We start from the raw sequence: 16740 nt of genomic DNA on the forward strand, positions 1-16740 counted from the left end.
CGTTCCCGCTCAGCTCCAGGCGTGGAGCGGCGGGTTCACCTCGTTCAGGTAATAGTTCCCCAGGATCGCGTATTTCCAGCGCACCGGATCGTGCAGCGTGTGGGTGCGGGCATTGCGCCAGTGGCGGTCGAGATTGTGCTCGGCCAGCGTGGATCGCGTGCCGGCGAGTTCGAACAGTTTGTTGGTGGCGTTGATGGCGATCTCGGTGGTGAGGATCTTGGATTCGGCGACCGCGATCTGCGCTTGCGCGACGGTCTTCTCGTTCGGATCGGCCACGGCGCGATCGACCGCAAGGCCGGCCTTTTCGAGAATAGCCTCGGCCGCATTGGCGCGCAGGCGAAGGTCGCCGATTGCCTGGATGGTATAGGGATCCTGCCAGGCATGCTCGACGCCGCTGTCGATCCACGCGCGCGACTTGGTGCGCACGAAACTGACCGTCTCGTCGATTGCCGCCTTGGCGATGCCGAGATCGACCGCCGCCTGGATGATCTGGAAGATGGGTCCGTCGACTGTCGGCTTGTCATAACCCTTGTAGCCGGGGACGAGATGCGTCTTCGGCACCTTCACATTGTCGAGCAGGACCGTGCCGGAGAGCGTCGTCTTCTGGCCGAAGCTCGACCAGTCGTCGATGACGGTCAGTCCGGACGCCCCGCGATCGGCGATGGCATACCAGGCGCGCCCCTCGTCATCGAGCGCCACAATCGGCACCAGATGGGCGAGCAGGGCGCCGCTTGAATAGAATTTCTGGCCGTTGACCACGACATGGTCACCGGCATCGACAAACTTGGTCTCGAAGTCTGCGGCACGCTTGGAGCCGAACTCGGAAAACGCGTTGCCGAAGCGCGTGCCGGACAGTGCCTCGGCGAAGAGCAGCTTTTTCTGCGCCTCGTCCGAAACCGTGCGGATGGCGGCGACCACGCCGAGATGGTTCTGCGGAATCTGGCCAAGCGAGGGATCAGCCGCCGAGATGATGGTGATCACCTTCGACAGCGTCACATAGGAAACCTCCGGCCCGCCATAGGCCTTCGGCACATTGATCGACCACAAGCCGCTCTGCGAAAAAGCATCGAGCTCTTCCTTCGGCCAGATGCGCTCGCGATCCCGCTTCGAGGCTTCCCTGGCGAATTCAATGGCAAGTTTTTCGGCGATGGCGATCGCCTCGGCATCGGTCTTGATGATATGCGCCTTGGCCGAGGGGCGCTCGACCGGAGGCACGGCGCCGCGCGCGTCGGACGGCTGCTTGGATTGGATGGTCATGCTGCTGTCTCCTGGGGAAAGTGTTGCAATGGGAGCGGCGCGCCGCCGAGATAATAGGTCTTGATGTCGTCGCGCTGGCGCAGGTCGGCAGCCGACCCTTCCAGCACGCTTTTTCCGTTTTCGAGCACGGTGGCGCGGTCGGCATATTTCAGCGCCACCGCCGAATTCTGCTCGGCGACAAGGATCGAAAGACTCTCGTCCCGATTGAGCCGCTTCAAAGCGCTGAAAATCTCGTCGACGATCAGCGGCGCCAGTCCCATCGAAGGCTCGTCGAGCACGAAGAGTTTCGGCCGCGACATCAGCCCGCGACCGATCGCCGTCATCTGCTGCTCGCCGCCGGAGGTGAGGCCGGACCGCGTGCGGCGTTTCTCGAGAAGCCTCGGAAACAGCGCGTAGACACGCTCAAGGTCGGCCTTCACGCCAAGGCGCGAGGATGAACGCCCGAGCGCACCGGTCAGAAGGTTCTCCTCGACCGTCAGCGAGCGGAAACAGTGCCGGCCCTCGAGAACCTGGACCAGGCCCTTGCGGACAAGGTGCGAGGGGCTTGCCCTTGAAACATCCTCGCCATCGAAAATGATCCGGCCGGCGGTAACGGCGCCGCGCTCTGCCGGCAGAAGATTGGATGCGGCTCGCAACAACGTCGTCTTGCCGGCGCCATTTGAGCCGAGCAGCGCAACGATCTCGCCCTTGCCGACCGAGAGGTCAACGCCATGCAAAGCGGCGATGGCGCCATTGTAGACGGCCTCGACGCGGCTGACCGACAGGATCGGATTTTCCGGGCTGGACATCGATAACTCCGCTGCGAAGATGGATGGCACGGCCGGCCCGCGGGCCGGCCGTGAGCTCTTCAAACTCAGTTGCTGACCACCGCATCGGCGTCTTCGGCCGTGCGGATCTTGAGGCCCTTTTCCTTGGCATAGGCCTCGGACGACTTCTCGATGATCGGGCGCAGCAGCTTCCAGTCCGGCGCGATCCAGTCGGACACGACGTTCCACTTCTTGCCGTCCCACTGCTGGAAGGTCACGTAGCCATCACCTTCGTGATTGTCCCAGGAGACGTTGATCGAGTGGAACAGGTCCTTGGCACCGAGCGCCTCGACGCGCGCCGGGTCGAGCTTGAGGTGTTCGAAGCCCCAGCGGACCTCATCGCCGGTCAGCGTGCGATTGCCGAACTTGGCCTGCGCGATGCGGATGGCTTCGACATTGAGGATGCCGTTGACGATGCCGAGATTGTGGTAGACCGAGCCGATGCGGCTCTTGTCCTCGAGATTGCCCTTGCCGGCGTCGTAGACCGTCTTGACGATCTCCTTGACGACCGGGTAGTCGGCGCCAGACGCCTGGGTGGTGATGGCGGTGTAGCCCTTGGCGGCGTCGCCGGCGGGGATGACGTCCTCTTCAGAGTTGGACCAGACATTGCCGACGATGTGATCGGCCGGGAAGCCGGTCTTCTGCGCGGTCTTCAGCGCAACCGGGTTCATCACGCCCCAGCCGCGCAGCACGACATAGTCGGGACGATCGCGACGGATCGTCAGCCACTGTGCCTGCTGCTCGTTGCCGGGGTGCGGGACCTCGATCTGCGACAGCTCGAAACCGTATTTCTGCGACAGCAGCTCATATATCGGGATCGTCTCCTTGCCGTAGGGCGAGCCGTGATAGAGCACGACGATCTTCTTGCCCTTGAGCTTGTCGAGGCCGCCTTCCTTGGAGGCGATGTAGTTCACGATGCCCGATGTTTCGCTGTAGGGGTTGAGCAGCAGCGGGAAGACGTAAGGGAATACCCGGCCGTCGGTGGTGTCGGTGCGGCCGTGATTGATGGTGATAAGCGGCACCTTGTCGTCGGTGATGCGGTCGATCATGGCGTAGGCGATGCCGACCGAGAGCGGGTTCCAGGCGGCGATGCCGGGATTGCTCTTCAACCGTTCGTAGACCTCGACGCCCTTCTCGACCTCATACTGGGTTTCGCCCTCGCTCCAGGTCAGCTTGACGCCATTGACGCCGCCGTCGCGGATGTTGATCAGGTTGAGATAGTCGATGAAGCCGCCGAAGAAGCCGGTGCCGCCCGCGGCATAGGGGCCGACGCGGTAGCTCTGCAGCGGGAAATATTGTTCGTCGGCATGGACGGCTGTCGCGCCGAGCACGAAAGCGGTGGCGATCGCCGCTTTCTTGAGGTGACTGAAGAAGGTCATGAGTTGCGTCTCCTGAGGTTTTGGGTCCGTGAGAGAATGTCGAGCGGCGCTCAGCTGGACCTTGAGCCGATCCGTCGTTTCAGGCGGTCGACGAGGGCCGACAGCCCGTTCGGTTCCGCGATGAGGAATATGATGATGAGGGCGCCAAGCACGATGCGCTGGCTCATATCGAGCACACCAGAATCGAACAGGCCGCCGAACACGAAGGCGCCGAGCCGAGACAGAACGAGCGGGAAGACGACGATGAATGCGGCGCCCAGAAACGCACCGCGTATCGAAGCCAGCCCGCCGATGATGATGATGAACAGGATCTGGAACGAGCGGTCGAGATTGAAGCCGGCCGGCTCGACCGTGCGCAGATAGGTGAAGGCCCACAGCACGCCGGCGACGCCGATGATGAAGGATGAGATGGCGAAGGCCAGCAGCTTGGTCCGCAGCACCGGCACGCCAATGACGCGCGCGGCGGTTTCATTGTCGCGCACGGCAATGAAGTTGCGGCCGGTCGCGCTGTTGACCAGCCGCCAAACCAGCGCCGTCAGCACGATGACGGTGGTGACGGAAAGTAAATAGCGTCCGGCGGCACCGTCGAGCGAAAACCCGGCGACGGCAAGGTGCGGCGCGGAAATCACCCCGGACGGATTGTCGTTGGAGAACCAGCCGAACTTGGTCAGCGCCCACTGCACGAAGAACTGAGCGGCGAGCGTCGAGACGGCGAGATAGAAGCCCCGCAGGCGCAGGCTCGGCAACCCGAAGATGACGCCGATGCCGGCGGCCGAAATCCCGGCCAGGATCATGGTCGCAGCCAGCGGCAGTCCTTCGACTCGCAGGTTGAAATTGTATGCGGCGAAGGCGCCTACCGCCATGAAAGCGGAGGAGCCAAGCGAAAGCTGGCCGCAATAGCCGGTCAAGAGGTTGAGGCCGACTGCCGCCAGGCTGAGCGCAAGGAACGGCAGCAGGATCGCCTCGACCAGATAGCTCGACGCAAAGGCCGGGACCAGGCCGTAGACGACGACGATCGCCACGGCCGGCAAAGCTAATTTCCGGGCGAACCTCAGCCAGTCGATTGGAGCCCTTGCGGCATCGAGCGCTTGCACGGCCATCGGTCAGACCCTTTCGACGATTTTCTGGCCAAACAGGCCGGAGGGGCGCACCAGTAGGACAACCAGCGCCAGCGCATAGGCGAACCAGCCTTCGATGCCGCCGCCGACGAAGGGTCCGAGATAGACCTCAGCGAGCTTTTCGCTGGCGCCGATGATGAGGCCGCCGACGATGGCGCCAAGGATGGAATCGAAGCCGCCAAGCACCAGCACCGGCAGCGCCTTCAACACGATCAGCGATAGCGAGAACTGGACGCCGAGGCGTGCGCCCCACAGCAGTCCCGCGACCAGCGCCACGAAGCCTGCAGCCGTCCACACCGTTCCCCAGATCCGCGGCAGCCGCAGCCCGACGGCAAGTGCCGCGAACTGATCGTCGGCGACGGCGCGAAAAGCCAGCCCGATCCGCGTCCAGTAGAAGAATGCGCTCAAGCCGGCCACCATCGCCGCGGCAATGCCGGCCGCGAGCAGATCGAAGGACGAGATGAGGATGCCGCCGACCTCGAAAGGCGTGTCGTCGATGCCGAGATCGAGCCCGTGCACCTGCGTTCCCCAGATCAGCTGGGCTGCACCCTCGATGATGTAGGACAGGCCAAGCGTGGCCATGAACAGCGTCATCGGCGAGCGGTTGACCAGCGGCCTGAGCACGGTTCGCTCGATGGTGAAACCGAGCGCGACCATGACCGCAAAGGTGATCAGCAGCGCAAGCGCAAACGGGATGCCGCGTTCGACCAGGCTGACAAAGGTGAGTGCCGCAAACAGCACCATCGACCCTTGCGCGAAGTTCAGCACACCCGACGTCTTGTAGATCAGCACGAAGCCGATGGCGACGAGCGAATACATGACTCCCGACAACAGGCCGCCGACCAGCACTTCGACAACGAAGAGAAAATCATAGTAGCTCATCAGATGCCCTCGCCATCCTCGCCCTCGGCGGCGCCGAGATAGGCCCGGATCACGTCCGGATCGGCGCGCACTTCGGCCGGCGTGCCGTCGGCGATCTTGCGGCCGTAATCGAGCACGGCGACGCGGTCGGACAGGCCCATGACCACCCCGATGTCGTGCTCGATCAGGATGATGGTGACGCCATGCCGGTCGCGCGCGGCGCGCACGAACGCGGCCATCTCGGCTTTCTCGGTGGCCGTCATGCCGGCCATCGGTTCGTCGAGCAGCAGGATCTTCGGCTCGGCAACCAGCGCTCGCGCCAGTTCGACCCGCTTCTGCAAGCCGTAGGGCAGCGTCGCGACCAGCTGATCGGCGACCGTTTCCAGATGCAGGAAGGCGATTGTCTGGTTGACCTTTTCGGCTATGCCCGCATCTTCGCGCCGGGCGCGTGGCAGACCCGCAATATGTTCGACGAAGCTGGCGCGCCTGGTGTGGACGCGGCCGGACGCGATGTTGTCGCGCACCGAAAGCCCGGGAAAGAGCGCCAGGTTCTGGAAGGTGCGCGCGACGCCCAGACGTGCCAGACGGCTCGCCGGCACACGGGAGAATGATTGGCCGGCGATCGCGATCTTGCCGTGGTCGGCGTGATAGAGGCCGCTGATGATGTTGATCAGCGAGGATTTGCCTGCGCCGTTGGGGCCGATCACGGCGCGGATTTCGCCGCTCTTGACCTCGAGGTCGACATCGCTCAGCGCCGTGACACCGCCAAAGGAAATGCCTACCCTGCTCAGGGCCAGGATTGCATCGAACTTTGCCGACAAGCGCGCCGGGCGCGCCTCCTCGACGGAAGCAGCGACAGCAGGAATGCCGGAAATTTCGGGCGCACGCTCGTATGCGGCTGCTCCCAGCGAAGCACCAATCATGACACGTTCCTGATTTTTGAAGGAGTGCGCGGTCCGAAGGCCGCGCCCTGACCTATTCGGCGGCGACAAGCTCCCTGTCGCGCGCCGCTTCCAATTCGCGCACGAGCGGGATGATGCGCTTGCCGAAGAACTCGACCTCTTCCTGGAAATGCAGGAAGCCGAGCAGGATCAGGTCGGCGCCGGCGTCCTTCAGCTTGAGGATGCGTTCGGCGATCTGTTCCGGCGTGCCAATCAGATTGCTGCGGAAGCCGTCATTGTATTGCACCAGATCCTCAAGGGACGATTTCGCCCAGTTGCCCTCGCCTTCCGGCGAGGCCTTGCCGGCGTTCTTGACCTGATCGGCGAAGCCCTGCACCGCTTCGGGATTGGCCTTGGCGACGATCTCGTCCAGCACCGCGCGCGCTTCTGCCTCGGTTTCGCGAGCAATGGCAAAGGCGTTGACGCCGATCTTCACCCTGTGGCCATTGGCCTTCGCCTTGGCCTGGATGTCGTCGACCTGCTTCCTGATCTCCTCGGGCGTGTTGCCGTTGGTGAAATACCAGTCGGACACCCGCGAAGCCATGTCACGCGCGGCGCGCGACGAGCCGCCCTGGAAGATCTCGGGCTGCGGATCGATCGGCTTAGGCTTCATCGAGTAGTTGGTGAAGCGATAGAAATCGCCCTTCAGCGTGAAATTGTCCTCGGTCCAGATGCCACGCAACGCGCGGATAAATTCCTCCGAACGGCGATAACGCTCGTCATGGTCGAGCCAAAGTTCGCCGATGGCGGCGAACTCGCCGCGGAACCATCCGCTGACGACGTTGACGGCCACGCGGCCATTGGTCAGGTGGTTGATGGTGGCGATCTGCTTGGCGGCCAGCGCCGGGTTCCATGGACCGGGCAAGACGGCCGCAATCACTTTCAGCGTCGTGGTCGCGGCCAGCAGTGCGTGGCTGAACGACACGGATTCATGCTGGTTGTCGGCGCCGTAGCCGGCGGTGAAGCGGATCTGGCTCAGTGCGTAGTCGAAGCCGTTGGCCTCTGCGATCTGGGCGAGCTTGCGGTTGTAGTCGATGTCCCAACCGGTCCGCTGCTCGATGTTGGAGATGACCAGGCCGCCGGAGACGTTCGGAACCCAGTAGGCGAATTTCAGGCCGTCGGAATGAGACGTCATGTCGTTGTTCCCTTTTTGGTTGGCTCAGCCGACGCGCGCTGCGGCGGCCGTTGCACGATTGGAATTGAGCAGTGAAACCGCTTCGGATGCGGCCCGTGAAATGCGTTCGCGTATCGCCTCGCCGACGATTTCGGCGCCGATGAAATCGTCGGGCGCGCCATAGACGCCGGTCGGTACGGTGACGGCGCCGAAAAAGCCGAATAATGGCCGCAACTGATGTTCGAGAACCAGGCCATGGTATGGACTTCCGCCTGTCGCCGCGAGAAGCACGGTCCTGCCGGCGAGCGCGCGATAGTCGACGAGGTCGAACAGGTGCTTGAGGGCGCCGGTGTAGGAAGCCCGATAGACAGGCGTTCCGACCACGAGCAGATCGGCCTTCTCGACACGCTGGATAATCGCTTCGCCGGACGCGCCGAGGGCGCCACGGGACAGTCCGACAAAAAGCGAAGGCGCCGCCTCGGTGATTTCGATCAGGCCCGTGTCTGCCGGGACGCGCAGCGCCACGTCCTTGACCAGCGCGTTCACCACCGCGGTTGTGCGCGATGGCGTGCTTACGCCGCCGGATATTCCGAGAACCGATAGCCTTGCCAACTCATCAATCTCCCAGACCCTGCATGCGCATTGGTCATTTCCAAACCGGGGCAGACGATATTCGACAAAATCTATAGAGATAAGGAACGACGTTTCGATTTTTCGCCTTTGGCGAGAAAAATCCGGTTCTGCTAATGTGCGGTAGCAACGTCCATCTGGCGATGGCCGGGAAGGATCAAAACGGCTCGCAGTCATCTATCGACATTTTTGAAAGCGCCGATGCCTTTGGGCAATAAGGTTCGTTGCCATGATGCCTGGCGTCGCCGTCGCGCAATACTACGAAGTGGATTCCCTTGCCGGCGACATCACCAGTTTCTGGGTGCCCAATCGGGATTGTCTCTTTCCATGGTGCGCGACATTGGCTTTAGGATTAGCCGAAGCGACAGTTGGGACACACGCATCCTTGTGGACGCCTCGAGTGCGACAACGTCCAGCAGCGCTGGACGGCTGGACGGCGCCAGTTGCTCGCGATCGACACGGGCAAGCTCTATGGCGGGCGTGGGGATTTCCTGCCGGTGGCCGAGGCGATAGCCCAGCAGATCGTCCATCTCGGTAAGTCGACGAGATCGTCACCGCCTATCACCCACGGCGTCAATGACGGCCCAGGGATCTGGTGGGCTTTTCTGCTGGGCCAGGTGTTGAATGTGGGCCGATCGTACGTCCGCGATCAATCCGCCGCAGCTCGGCGGCCTTGACCACCCGTTGCAGCCCGCCGACGTCACGAAATGACGGACGGGCACCAGGAAGTCCCACGGGTTGCCTCTTCACGCCAGCACGCCTGTGCCACCGTCGCTGCCTAAGAGGCGGCGACGGTGGCCGCTTGAAGCAGAACCCGCGCGCCGGTAACCGCGTGGGCAGGCTCCACATATTCCGCCTCGTTGTGGCTCAGCCCGTCACGGCACGGCACAAAGATCATCACGGCAGGCGCCACCCGGGCGAGGAACAGCGCGTCATGGAATGCACCCGAGATCATCTGTTTGTTCGGCAGCTTTAGGCTATTGGCGGCCTCCTCGACGGTTTTGACCATATCGGGAGAGAATGCCGCCCCCGGCATGTCGAACGACCGACTGATCGTTACCGTGCAATGCTGAGCTTCTGCCTCCGCCGCGCACACCTGGCGCAGTTCTGCTTCGATGGCATCGAGCCGCTCTACCCGCGGATGCCTGATATCGACGGCGAAGACCACAGACTGCGGTATGGCGTTGATCGATCCCGGCTGGGCGGTCACCCGGCCCACCGTCAGCCTTGCCCTGCTGTCGAACGGCATGATCGTCGTCTGGAGCCTGTGAATCGCGGCAACAGCCGCGACCATCGGATCCCTACGGTAGGCGAGGCCGGTTGTACCGGCGTGACCGGCGGCGCCCTCAAAGCAGACCTCCAGCCAGCGCGTACCTTGCACGGCTGTGACGATACCGATCGGCAACCGCTCCTTTTCCAGCGATGGTCCCTGTTCGATATGCAGCTCGATGTAGCCGGATATCGGCATGCCGAGGGGGCGAAGGGTTGCCTCTGGCAAGGCGGAGATCGTTGCCCCGAGCTCCTCTGCGAGGGACGCACCGTCGCTACCGACTATGGACCGCCATGCGCAAATGTCGGCTCCGGTGAAGGCCATGGAGCCCATGACACCCGGCGTAAACCGGCTGCCCTCTTCATTGGCCCAGGCGACGACCTCGATCGGCATCCGAGTCTCGGCCCTCGCGTCCTCCAGCGCTTCGAGCGCCTCGAAGGCGGAAAGCGTGCCCAGCGCTCCATCGAAGCGCCCGCCGGTCGGCTGGCTGTCGAGGTGGCTGCCGATCAGCAGCGGCGGCAGGGTGGCATCCGTGCCCTCGCGGCGGATGAAAAGGTTTGCCATGGCGTCCTGGAAAACCGCGAAGCCGCGCGCGAGCGCCAATTCCGCCAACAGGCGCCGGGCGCCGCGATCCTCGATGCTGAACGCCTGTCGGTTTACGCCACCGGCTGGCGTCGCGCCGATCCGGGCGAAGGCATCGAGCCGGCCCAGCAGCCGCTCGCCGTCGATCTCCGGCACTGAAGTCACCGCTTGAGGCCGCGGATGAAGGCCTTTACCCGTTGCGGATCGACCTGATTCCACCACACTCCATCATGTTTCAGCGAGCTGGCGACAATGACGCCGTCGACGATGTCCAAGATATCGTTGGCGTTGTCGGGTGTCACCCCGCTGCCGACAAGCGTCGGCAGTCCGGCGGCGTCCTTGATCATCCTGATGTAGCTGAGGTCGGCGGCGTGGCCAGTGCGCTGGCCGGTGGCGATCACCGCGTCGGCATCGAAGAACACGAGGTCCTTGACCTGCTCCTCGATCGGCCGGTCGCCGACGATCGCATGGGCGCCATGCTTGACATGCGCGTCGGCGAAGATGCGGATGCCGTTGGCCCGAAGTTTAGCGCGGAAACGCATGGCGCGCGCCGCTTCGCCTTCGATAAGGCCCTCATTGGCGACATAGGCGTTGGCCCATTGGTTGACGCGCACGAAGGCTGCACCGGAGGCACTGGCGATCGACAGCGCGGGAATGGAGGCATTGGCAAGCACATTGATGCCGATCGGCCGGCCGAGTTCGCGGCGGATGCGGTCGGAGACGACGGACATATAGGCTGAAGTCTCCGGCCCAATGTCATCCGGCTTAGCAAAAGGCACGTCGCCGTGGTTTTCGACGATCACGCCGTCGCAACCGCCATGCAGATAGGCTTTCGCATCGTCGAGGCCGCGTTGATATATGGCCTCGACCGCCTCGCCATCGTAGCGCGGCGCACCCGGCAAGGGTGCAAGGTGAACAACGCCGATCACCACCTTGCTCCTGCCGAAGATCGACTGCAGCACATCATCCGCGACCTGGCCAATGGGTTTGGAGTTAGGGGAATTTGTCATGCGGTTTTCGCTTCCGTCGTTTCCATAAGCACTTTCATTTCCCGTCTGTCGGGGCAGGAACCGAGGGTGCCGGCGCGCCCGACCGAGATGGCTGCGGCGCGGACCGCAATCCGCGCTGCCGCGGGGAGCTCCATGCCGGCCGCAAGGCAACCAGCGAGGCAACCGCAAAAGACGTCGCCCGCGCCGCTGGTGTCTAGCACGGCCACCCTGGGCGCCGCGATCCGGTCGATCCGTCCTTCGCCATCGGCGACAAGGCAGCCGAGTGCGCCAAGCGTCACGATGGCAGCGCCGGCGCCCTGACGGATCAAGTCGCGGGCCGCCATGGCAGGGTCGCCAGCCCCGGTCAGTTGCGCCGCTTCGCCCGCGTTGGCGATGACGACGCTGACGTCGCTCAAGCCCGGTGTGTGGTCGGCCGCAAGCGGGCTCGGATTGAAGATCGTCATCGCTCCCGCGCCGCGCGCCACCTTCAGGCAAGTGGCCGTCATATCCGGAGCCAGATTGCCCTGAAATACCACGATATCGCCGCGTTCGATCGCTCGGGTAAAACCGCTGTCGGCCATAGGATTGTACGCGGCGGCGCAACTGGCTCCGGTGACGATCAGGTTCTCGCCCCGCGCATCGACCATGATCGTTGACCGATCGCTGGGCAGTGGCAGCACCGCCAGATGGCTGGCATCGAGATCGCGGCTCAACTGCTCTGCGATCCAGGCTCCGGCGGGATCGTTGCCGATCGCGGCACGGAAGCGAACATCGGCTCCGGTGCGCGCCGCGGCCACCGCCTGGTTCGCACCCTTGCCGCCAAGTCCTTCAGCATGTTCCGATGCGTTCAGCGTCTCGCCTGCCGCCGGAAACCGGTCCAACCGAAAGGTTGTATCGACGCAAACATTGCCGACGACATGGACGCGCATGGCTAATCCCTGGCCGTTGCCCAGCCTAGCATCTGTTCGAACAACGTCTTGTAGCCATTCCAGGCGATGAAGCCCGGCGGCAGCCAGTGCGGACCGACATCCGACGTCCAGGCGACGGTGCGGCCCTGGCCATATTTGCCGGTCACCAGCAGCGGCAGCGAACGGTAGTCGGAAGAGACGGTGGCGAGAACTTCCGCGCCGTCCTTGACCGTGACCTCGTTGAAGCCAAGCAGGATTGGCCAATCCTTGCCGAGGCCCTTGAGGATCGGATGGGTCTGCGGGCCAACGACGACCGGCGCATAGCCTTCTGGAACCTCGACACGGTCGTCCACCGGCAGGCAGATGACCGGCAAAACGTCCTCAACCGGCGTCTTGTGATAGCGCGCGCCGCCATTGATGCCCTGAAAGCTGTAATAGCCGCCGAACATCAACAGGCCGCCGCCATTGCCGACATAGTCGCGCAACAGGCGCAGCCGGTTCGGCGTCGGTTTGGAGTGGATCCAGGTATCGGGGTGAAGCAGCAGCGTGTTGGCCCCAAGATCGGAGAGCACGACCGCGTCATAGGCCGAAAGCGCTTCCATGGTCTGCGGGAAGTTCCGCTGTGCCTCATGCGCCGGCATGAAGGTGACGTCGAACAGGCTGTCCTTCAGCGCGGCCAGCAACTCATCGGCACCGGTGTGATATGTCACGGTGGGAAACTGATCGAAGCCTTTGATGTGGGTCGCGGTCGAGACCCAGGACTCGCCTGCGAGAAGAACCTTCTTCCTGGACATGTAGTCTCCCTATCTTGTTTTGGAGCCGCGGCTCAGAGGCCCTCGGCGAACACAGTCTTTGGATTGTCGATGAGCATCGTGTCGATTGCCGACTGCTCGACACCATGGCGTTTCAGTCTCGGCACGAAATGCTTGAGGATGAAGCCGTAGCCGAAACCGCCGAAGCGGGTCAGCATGATCTTGAGAAAGACGTCCTGCGACAGCAGAATCCTGTCGAGCAGTCCCATATCGATCAGCGAGCGGATCGCCCGCGCATTCTGCTCGTCGGACGGCGACTGCGCATCCTGGTCGGCATAGTAGAAATCCATGCCGATCATGTCGTATTCCAGGAAGGCGCCACGCGCGGCGAGGCTTTGCTGGTAGGCAAGATCGTTGTGACTGGGGTTCATGTGGCAAAGCACCGTATGCCGGAGATCGGCGCCTTCTGCCTCGACCACGTCAAGCACATCATGCGCCAGCCGCTCCCAGCCGGGCAGATGAATCGTCAGCGGCACGCCGGTCATCTTGGCCGCACGGGCGGAGGCCCGCAGCGACTTGCGCTCCTCGTCGGTAAAATCCTTGCTGACGCCAACCTCACCGATAATGCCGGCAATGATTTCGGGCTGCGCCGACCCGCCGCCTACATCATTGACGAGGAATTCGGTGACGTCGTCAATGTCCATCGCTTTCAGCCAGACGGGATGGGTGTGCTGCAGGTAGAAGCCCGTCCCCATGACGATCCGCAGTCCAGAGGCGCGGGCGATGCGCGCCAGCTTCACCGGATCGCGGCCAATGCCAATGTTGGTCGCATCCACCACGGTATGGCCGCCGAGCGCCCGGTATTTCGCCAACTCCGAAAGGGCTAGGTCGCTGTCGTCGAGCGAGACGTTGTCGTGGTTCATGTAGGGGTTCATCCGCAACTCGCCGATGATCTCCATGCTGACCGGCTGCTCGGCGATCTTCTTCTCGTCGGGATGGCAAGGGCATTTCCACGACGTCGCGCCATCGAGCAGTATGTGTTCATGCATCAGCGTCACGCCCATATCGGCGATCGCAACCGGGCCAGTAACGGTCATCACCGTGCCGGAGCGAACACCGATCGGTGCCCGTTCCCTTGGCTTGTCGTCGAACAGATGATCCATGTCAGCGGCTCCGCGTTACGCCCTTGAACAGCCGGAAATTCAGCCAGATGGCAACGAGGATGATTGTGCCGGTAACGATCGGCGTCAGGAAGGGCGACATATGCGCAAGGATCAAGCCGTTGCCGATGACCGCGACGGTCAACCCGCCGAGCACAGTGCCGATGATCGTACCGCGCCCGCCGAACAGACTGGTGCCGCCAAGCACCACGGCGGCGATGACATCGAGCTCGAAACCCTGGCCGGCATTCGACGAGCCGGAACCGAGCCGGGCTGCGAGGATGATGCCGGCCACCGCCGCCGCCATGCCCGACAGGATGTAGACGAAGAGCGTCATGAAGCGCGTATCGACACCGGCTCGGCGCACGGCCTCTGTATTGGCGCCGATGCCGGTGACATAGCGGCCGAACGGCGTCTGGTTGAAGGCGAGATAGGCAATGATCAGCACGACAAGGGCGAGCAGCGCCGGTACCGGCACGCCGAGAAACCAGGCCCTGCCGATGTTGACGAAGAAGCTGGTCGGTTCGACCGGGATCGAATAGCCGCCGGTGATCAGCAACGCCACGCCGCGGATGACGGAGAGCCCGGCAAGGGTAACGATGAAGGGCGGTATCCGCTCGTAGGCGATGAAGAAGCCGTGCAAGGCGCCGATCGCAGCACCAAGCGCCAGCATGGCGATGACGACCAGCGGCCATGGCAGGTCGGCCTGCAGGAAAACCGCCGACAGCGTTGCCGTCAGCGCCAGCACGGAGCCGACCGAGAGGTCGATGCCGCCGGTGGTGATGACGAAGGTCATCGCGGCCGCAACGATCAGCAGCGGCGCCGACTGGCGCGCGATGTTGAGCAGATTGGGCGTCGTCAGGAAGGAACCGGTGATCAGCGAGAAGACCACGCAGACGACGATGAAGAACAGCGCAATCGAGACGAAGCTGCCATTGGCTAACGCCACATCCTTCCACGTGCTGTTGTGAGCGCGTTTGGGCGAGGCGCCAACACCGGCGGAGGTAACGTTCATGGTTGGACCCCCTCATCGCGGCTTGCGCGGGCCGAGCGCGCGGTGAATTTGCGGCCGACGATCAGGTTGACGACCTCCTCGATGCTGGTCTCGCCGATCTTGCGCTCGGCGACATTGCGGCCTTCGTACATGACCTGGATACGATCGCAGACCAGGAACAGGTCCTGCAGGCGATGGGTGATGAGGATGACGCTGACACCACGGGCGCTGACGGCGCGGATGAGTTCCAGAACCGCCTCGACTTCCGCCACCGCAAGGGCGGCCGTCGGCTCGTCCATGATCAGCACCGAGGGGTCGAAAGAAGCGGCGCGGCCGATGGCGATCGACTGGCGCTGGCCGCCGGAGAGGTTTTCGACCTTGAGCTTGGTATCGGCAATGACGATGCCGAGCCGGTCGAGCATCTGGCGCGTCTCGCCATGCATGCGCTTGTTGTCGAGAAAGGGGACGCCGAGAACGCGGCGACGCGGTTCGCGGCCGAGGAAGAGATTGCCCGCCACATCCACCGTGTCGCAGAGCGAAAGGTCCTGGTAGACCATCTCCACCCGTGCGGCGCGGGCATCGGCCGGCGACGAGAAAGACACCGCCTTGCCATCGATCTCGATGGTGCCGGCATCAGGAATTACCGCACCGGACAGGACCTTGCTCAAGGTGGATTTGCCGGCGCCATTGTCGCCGACCAGGCCGAGCACTTCGCCAGGCTTCAGGTTCAGCGAGACATCGTCCAGCGTCTGGATAGGGCCGTACCGTTTGGAAATACCGGTCATCCTGACGCGGTAGGTCTCGCCATCGCTCATCATGGTTCCAATTCTCTGGGCGCGACATGTTCAATCGGTCGCCGGGCTGCGCAGGCAACCCTCGGGTCAATGCGCAGCCCAGCGGTCCGGGGAGGATACTACTTGAACATGTCCTTGAACTGGCCGACATTTTCCTTGGTCACGATGGTGATCGGAACGTTGATGATCGGGTCGATCTTCTCGCCCTTCTTGAGCTTGACGAAAGCTTCGATGGCAGCCTTGCCTTCACCGGCCGGATCCTGCTGGACGACAGCGACCACCCAGCCCTCTTCGAGACCCTGCACCGCCGACTTGGTCAGGTCCCAGCCGAACACCTTGACGTCGCCCGTACGGGCCTGGCTGGAGACGGCGGAAACCGCGCCGAGCAGAGCCGGCTCGCCGGTCGCGTAAAGCGTCGTCATGTCAGGATTGGCGGTCATCAGGTTTTCGGAGGCGGACAGGGCGACGTCCTGGACGTTCTGGCCGTCGACCGTGTCGAGGAAGGTGACCTTCTGGCCGCTGTCGGTGACAGCCTTCTTGAAGCCGTCGAGGCGCTGGTTCTGGATAAACGAATTGAGCGCGCCAACGACGCCGATCTTGGCGGTGCCGCTCAGCTTAGTCTTCACGTATTCGGCGTAGAACTTGCCGATATCCTCGCCTGCCTTGGTGTTGTCAACGCCGACGAAGGCGACGTTGTCGCCATTTGGGATCTGCGCGTCAATGGCGATGACCGGAATGCCGGCGGCTTTGGCCGCGGTGATGGCCGGCTTCACACCGTTGACATCGATGGCGACGAGAATGATGCCGTCGACCTTCTGGGTGATGTAGTTCTCGATGGCGTCGTTCTGCGCGCTTGGTACATTGTTGGCGTTGAAGATGACGAGGTCCACGCCGGCAGCATTTGCGGCAGCCGTTGCGCCGTCATTGATCTGGTTGAAGAACAGGGCCTGCTGGTTGATGGTCACCAGCGCATAGGTCTCGGCCATGGCGGAAGCAGAGCCGAGGGCGAGGGTCATGGCGATGGCTGCGGCGCAGCCTGAAAGGATCTTGGTAAGACGCATTCCGGTTCCCCTTGGTTTTCTCGAAAAGGCCCTTGATCGGGCTCACCTGGCGCCTGAGCGCAGAGCATATTTCAAGATGCTTGATTTCTTGTCAAGTGACTTGAATTGGCATCAACGAAGACAA

Annotated in this window: 17 protein-coding genes; 1 reads left to right on the forward strand and 16 read right to left on the reverse strand. The window is 63.1% G+C overall.

Translation table 11 applies throughout. The features are described from left to right. Nucleotides 1-9 precede the first annotated feature (9 nt). The 8 genes from NLY43_RS10800 to msuE all read right to left on the reverse strand — a co-directional run bounded on the left by NLY43_RS10800 (nucleotide 10) and on the right by msuE (nucleotide 8088). Nucleotides 10-1257 carry an SfnB family sulfur acquisition oxidoreductase gene (locus NLY43_RS10800; RefSeq protein ID WP_023710164.1) on the reverse strand — a complete coding sequence of 416 codons (1248 nt, stop codon included), beginning with the start codon at nucleotides 1255-1257 and terminating at the stop codon, nucleotides 10-12. After that, complete coding sequence (locus NLY43_RS10805; RefSeq protein WP_023723373.1) at nucleotides 1254-2045, reverse strand: ABC transporter ATP-binding protein; 792 nt, start codon at nucleotides 2043-2045, stop codon at nucleotides 1254-1256. The genes NLY43_RS10800 and NLY43_RS10805 overlap by 4 nt, the downstream gene beginning before the upstream one ends. Nucleotides 2046-2110: 65 nt before the next feature. Then, nucleotides 2111-3442: an ABC transporter substrate-binding protein gene (locus NLY43_RS10810; RefSeq protein ID WP_023701787.1), complete on the reverse strand. Its 1332-nt coding sequence runs from the start codon at nucleotides 3440-3442 to the stop codon at nucleotides 2111-2113. A gap of 50 nt (nucleotides 3443-3492) precedes the next feature. Next, the gene (locus NLY43_RS10815; RefSeq protein ID WP_023686769.1) at nucleotides 3493-4542 is read right to left on the reverse strand and encodes a branched-chain amino acid ABC transporter permease; all 1050 of its coding nucleotides are present in this window, start codon (nucleotides 4540-4542) and stop codon (nucleotides 3493-3495) included. A 3-nt stretch (nucleotides 4543-4545) separates the two neighbouring features. Then, the gene (locus tag NLY43_RS10820) at nucleotides 4546-5442 is read right to left on the reverse strand and encodes a branched-chain amino acid ABC transporter permease (RefSeq protein ID WP_023686768.1); all 897 of its coding nucleotides are present in this window, start codon (nucleotides 5440-5442) and stop codon (nucleotides 4546-4548) included. After that, on the reverse strand, nucleotides 5442-6344 hold the full coding sequence (locus tag NLY43_RS10825) for an ABC transporter ATP-binding protein (RefSeq protein ID WP_050588940.1): 903 nt from the start codon (nucleotides 6342-6344) through the stop codon (nucleotides 5442-5444). Before NLY43_RS10825 ends, NLY43_RS10820 begins: the two co-directional genes overlap by 1 nt. Before the next feature lie 52 nt (nucleotides 6345-6396). Next, nucleotides 6397-7497, reverse strand: coding sequence for a dimethylsulfone monooxygenase SfnG (sfnG, locus tag NLY43_RS10830; RefSeq protein ID WP_023686766.1), 1101 nt, complete (start codon nucleotides 7495-7497; stop codon nucleotides 6397-6399). 24 nt (nucleotides 7498-7521) lie between these two features. After that, complete coding sequence (gene msuE, locus NLY43_RS10835) at nucleotides 7522-8088, reverse strand: FMN reductase (protein ID WP_023710165.1); 567 nt, start codon at nucleotides 8086-8088, stop codon at nucleotides 7522-7524. A 461-nt stretch (nucleotides 8089-8549) separates the two neighbouring features. On the opposite strand from msuE, the gene NLY43_RS10840 reads away from it, so the two are divergent. Further along, nucleotides 8550-8783, forward strand: coding sequence for a hypothetical protein (locus NLY43_RS10840; protein WP_156935483.1), 234 nt, complete (start codon nucleotides 8550-8552; stop codon nucleotides 8781-8783). A 101-nt stretch (nucleotides 8784-8884) separates the two neighbouring features. Here the strand turns inward: NLY43_RS10840 and NLY43_RS10845 are convergent, their stop codons facing one another. From NLY43_RS10845 to NLY43_RS10880, 8 genes are all read right to left on the reverse strand, one after another. Further along, nucleotides 8885-10123 (reverse strand): Zn-dependent hydrolase, encoded by a 1239-nt coding sequence (locus NLY43_RS10845; protein WP_286460883.1) that lies wholly within the window; start codon nucleotides 10121-10123, stop codon nucleotides 8885-8887. Further along, complete coding sequence (locus tag NLY43_RS10850; protein ID WP_023686761.1) at nucleotides 10120-10968, reverse strand: BtpA/SgcQ family protein; 849 nt, start codon at nucleotides 10966-10968, stop codon at nucleotides 10120-10122. Before NLY43_RS10850 ends, NLY43_RS10845 begins: the two co-directional genes overlap by 4 nt. After that, the gene (locus tag NLY43_RS10855; protein WP_023713120.1) at nucleotides 10965-11876 is read right to left on the reverse strand and encodes a ribokinase; all 912 of its coding nucleotides are present in this window, start codon (nucleotides 11874-11876) and stop codon (nucleotides 10965-10967) included. Before NLY43_RS10855 ends, NLY43_RS10850 begins: the two co-directional genes overlap by 4 nt. Before the next feature lie 2 nt (nucleotides 11877-11878). Next, a complete protein-coding gene (locus NLY43_RS10860; RefSeq protein ID WP_023686759.1) occupies nucleotides 11879-12649 on the reverse strand; it encodes a glutamine amidotransferase in 771 nt (256 codons plus the stop codon). 32 nt (nucleotides 12650-12681) lie between these two features. Beyond that, entirely contained in the window at nucleotides 12682-13770 is a 1089-nt protein-coding gene (locus NLY43_RS10865) for a phosphotriesterase family protein (RefSeq protein WP_023686758.1), read from the reverse strand. A gap of 1 nt (nucleotide 13771) precedes the next feature. Next, nucleotides 13772-14782 carry an ABC transporter permease gene (locus NLY43_RS10870; RefSeq protein ID WP_023713119.1) on the reverse strand — a complete coding sequence of 337 codons (1011 nt, stop codon included), beginning with the start codon at nucleotides 14780-14782 and terminating at the stop codon, nucleotides 13772-13774. Next, a complete protein-coding gene (locus NLY43_RS10875) occupies nucleotides 14779-15579 on the reverse strand; it encodes an ATP-binding cassette domain-containing protein (protein ID WP_023713118.1) in 801 nt (266 codons plus the stop codon). Before NLY43_RS10875 ends, NLY43_RS10870 begins: the two co-directional genes overlap by 4 nt. Nucleotides 15580-15674: 95 nt before the next feature. Further along, entirely contained in the window at nucleotides 15675-16616 is a 942-nt protein-coding gene (locus NLY43_RS10880; RefSeq protein WP_023713117.1) for an ABC transporter substrate-binding protein, read from the reverse strand. Nucleotides 16617-16740 lie beyond the last annotated feature (124 nt).

Origin of the sequence: Mesorhizobium sp. C416B (genome assembly GCF_030323165.1) — a bacterium.
In the GTDB taxonomy this organism is placed as follows: domain Bacteria; phylum Pseudomonadota; class Alphaproteobacteria; order Rhizobiales; family Rhizobiaceae; genus Mesorhizobium.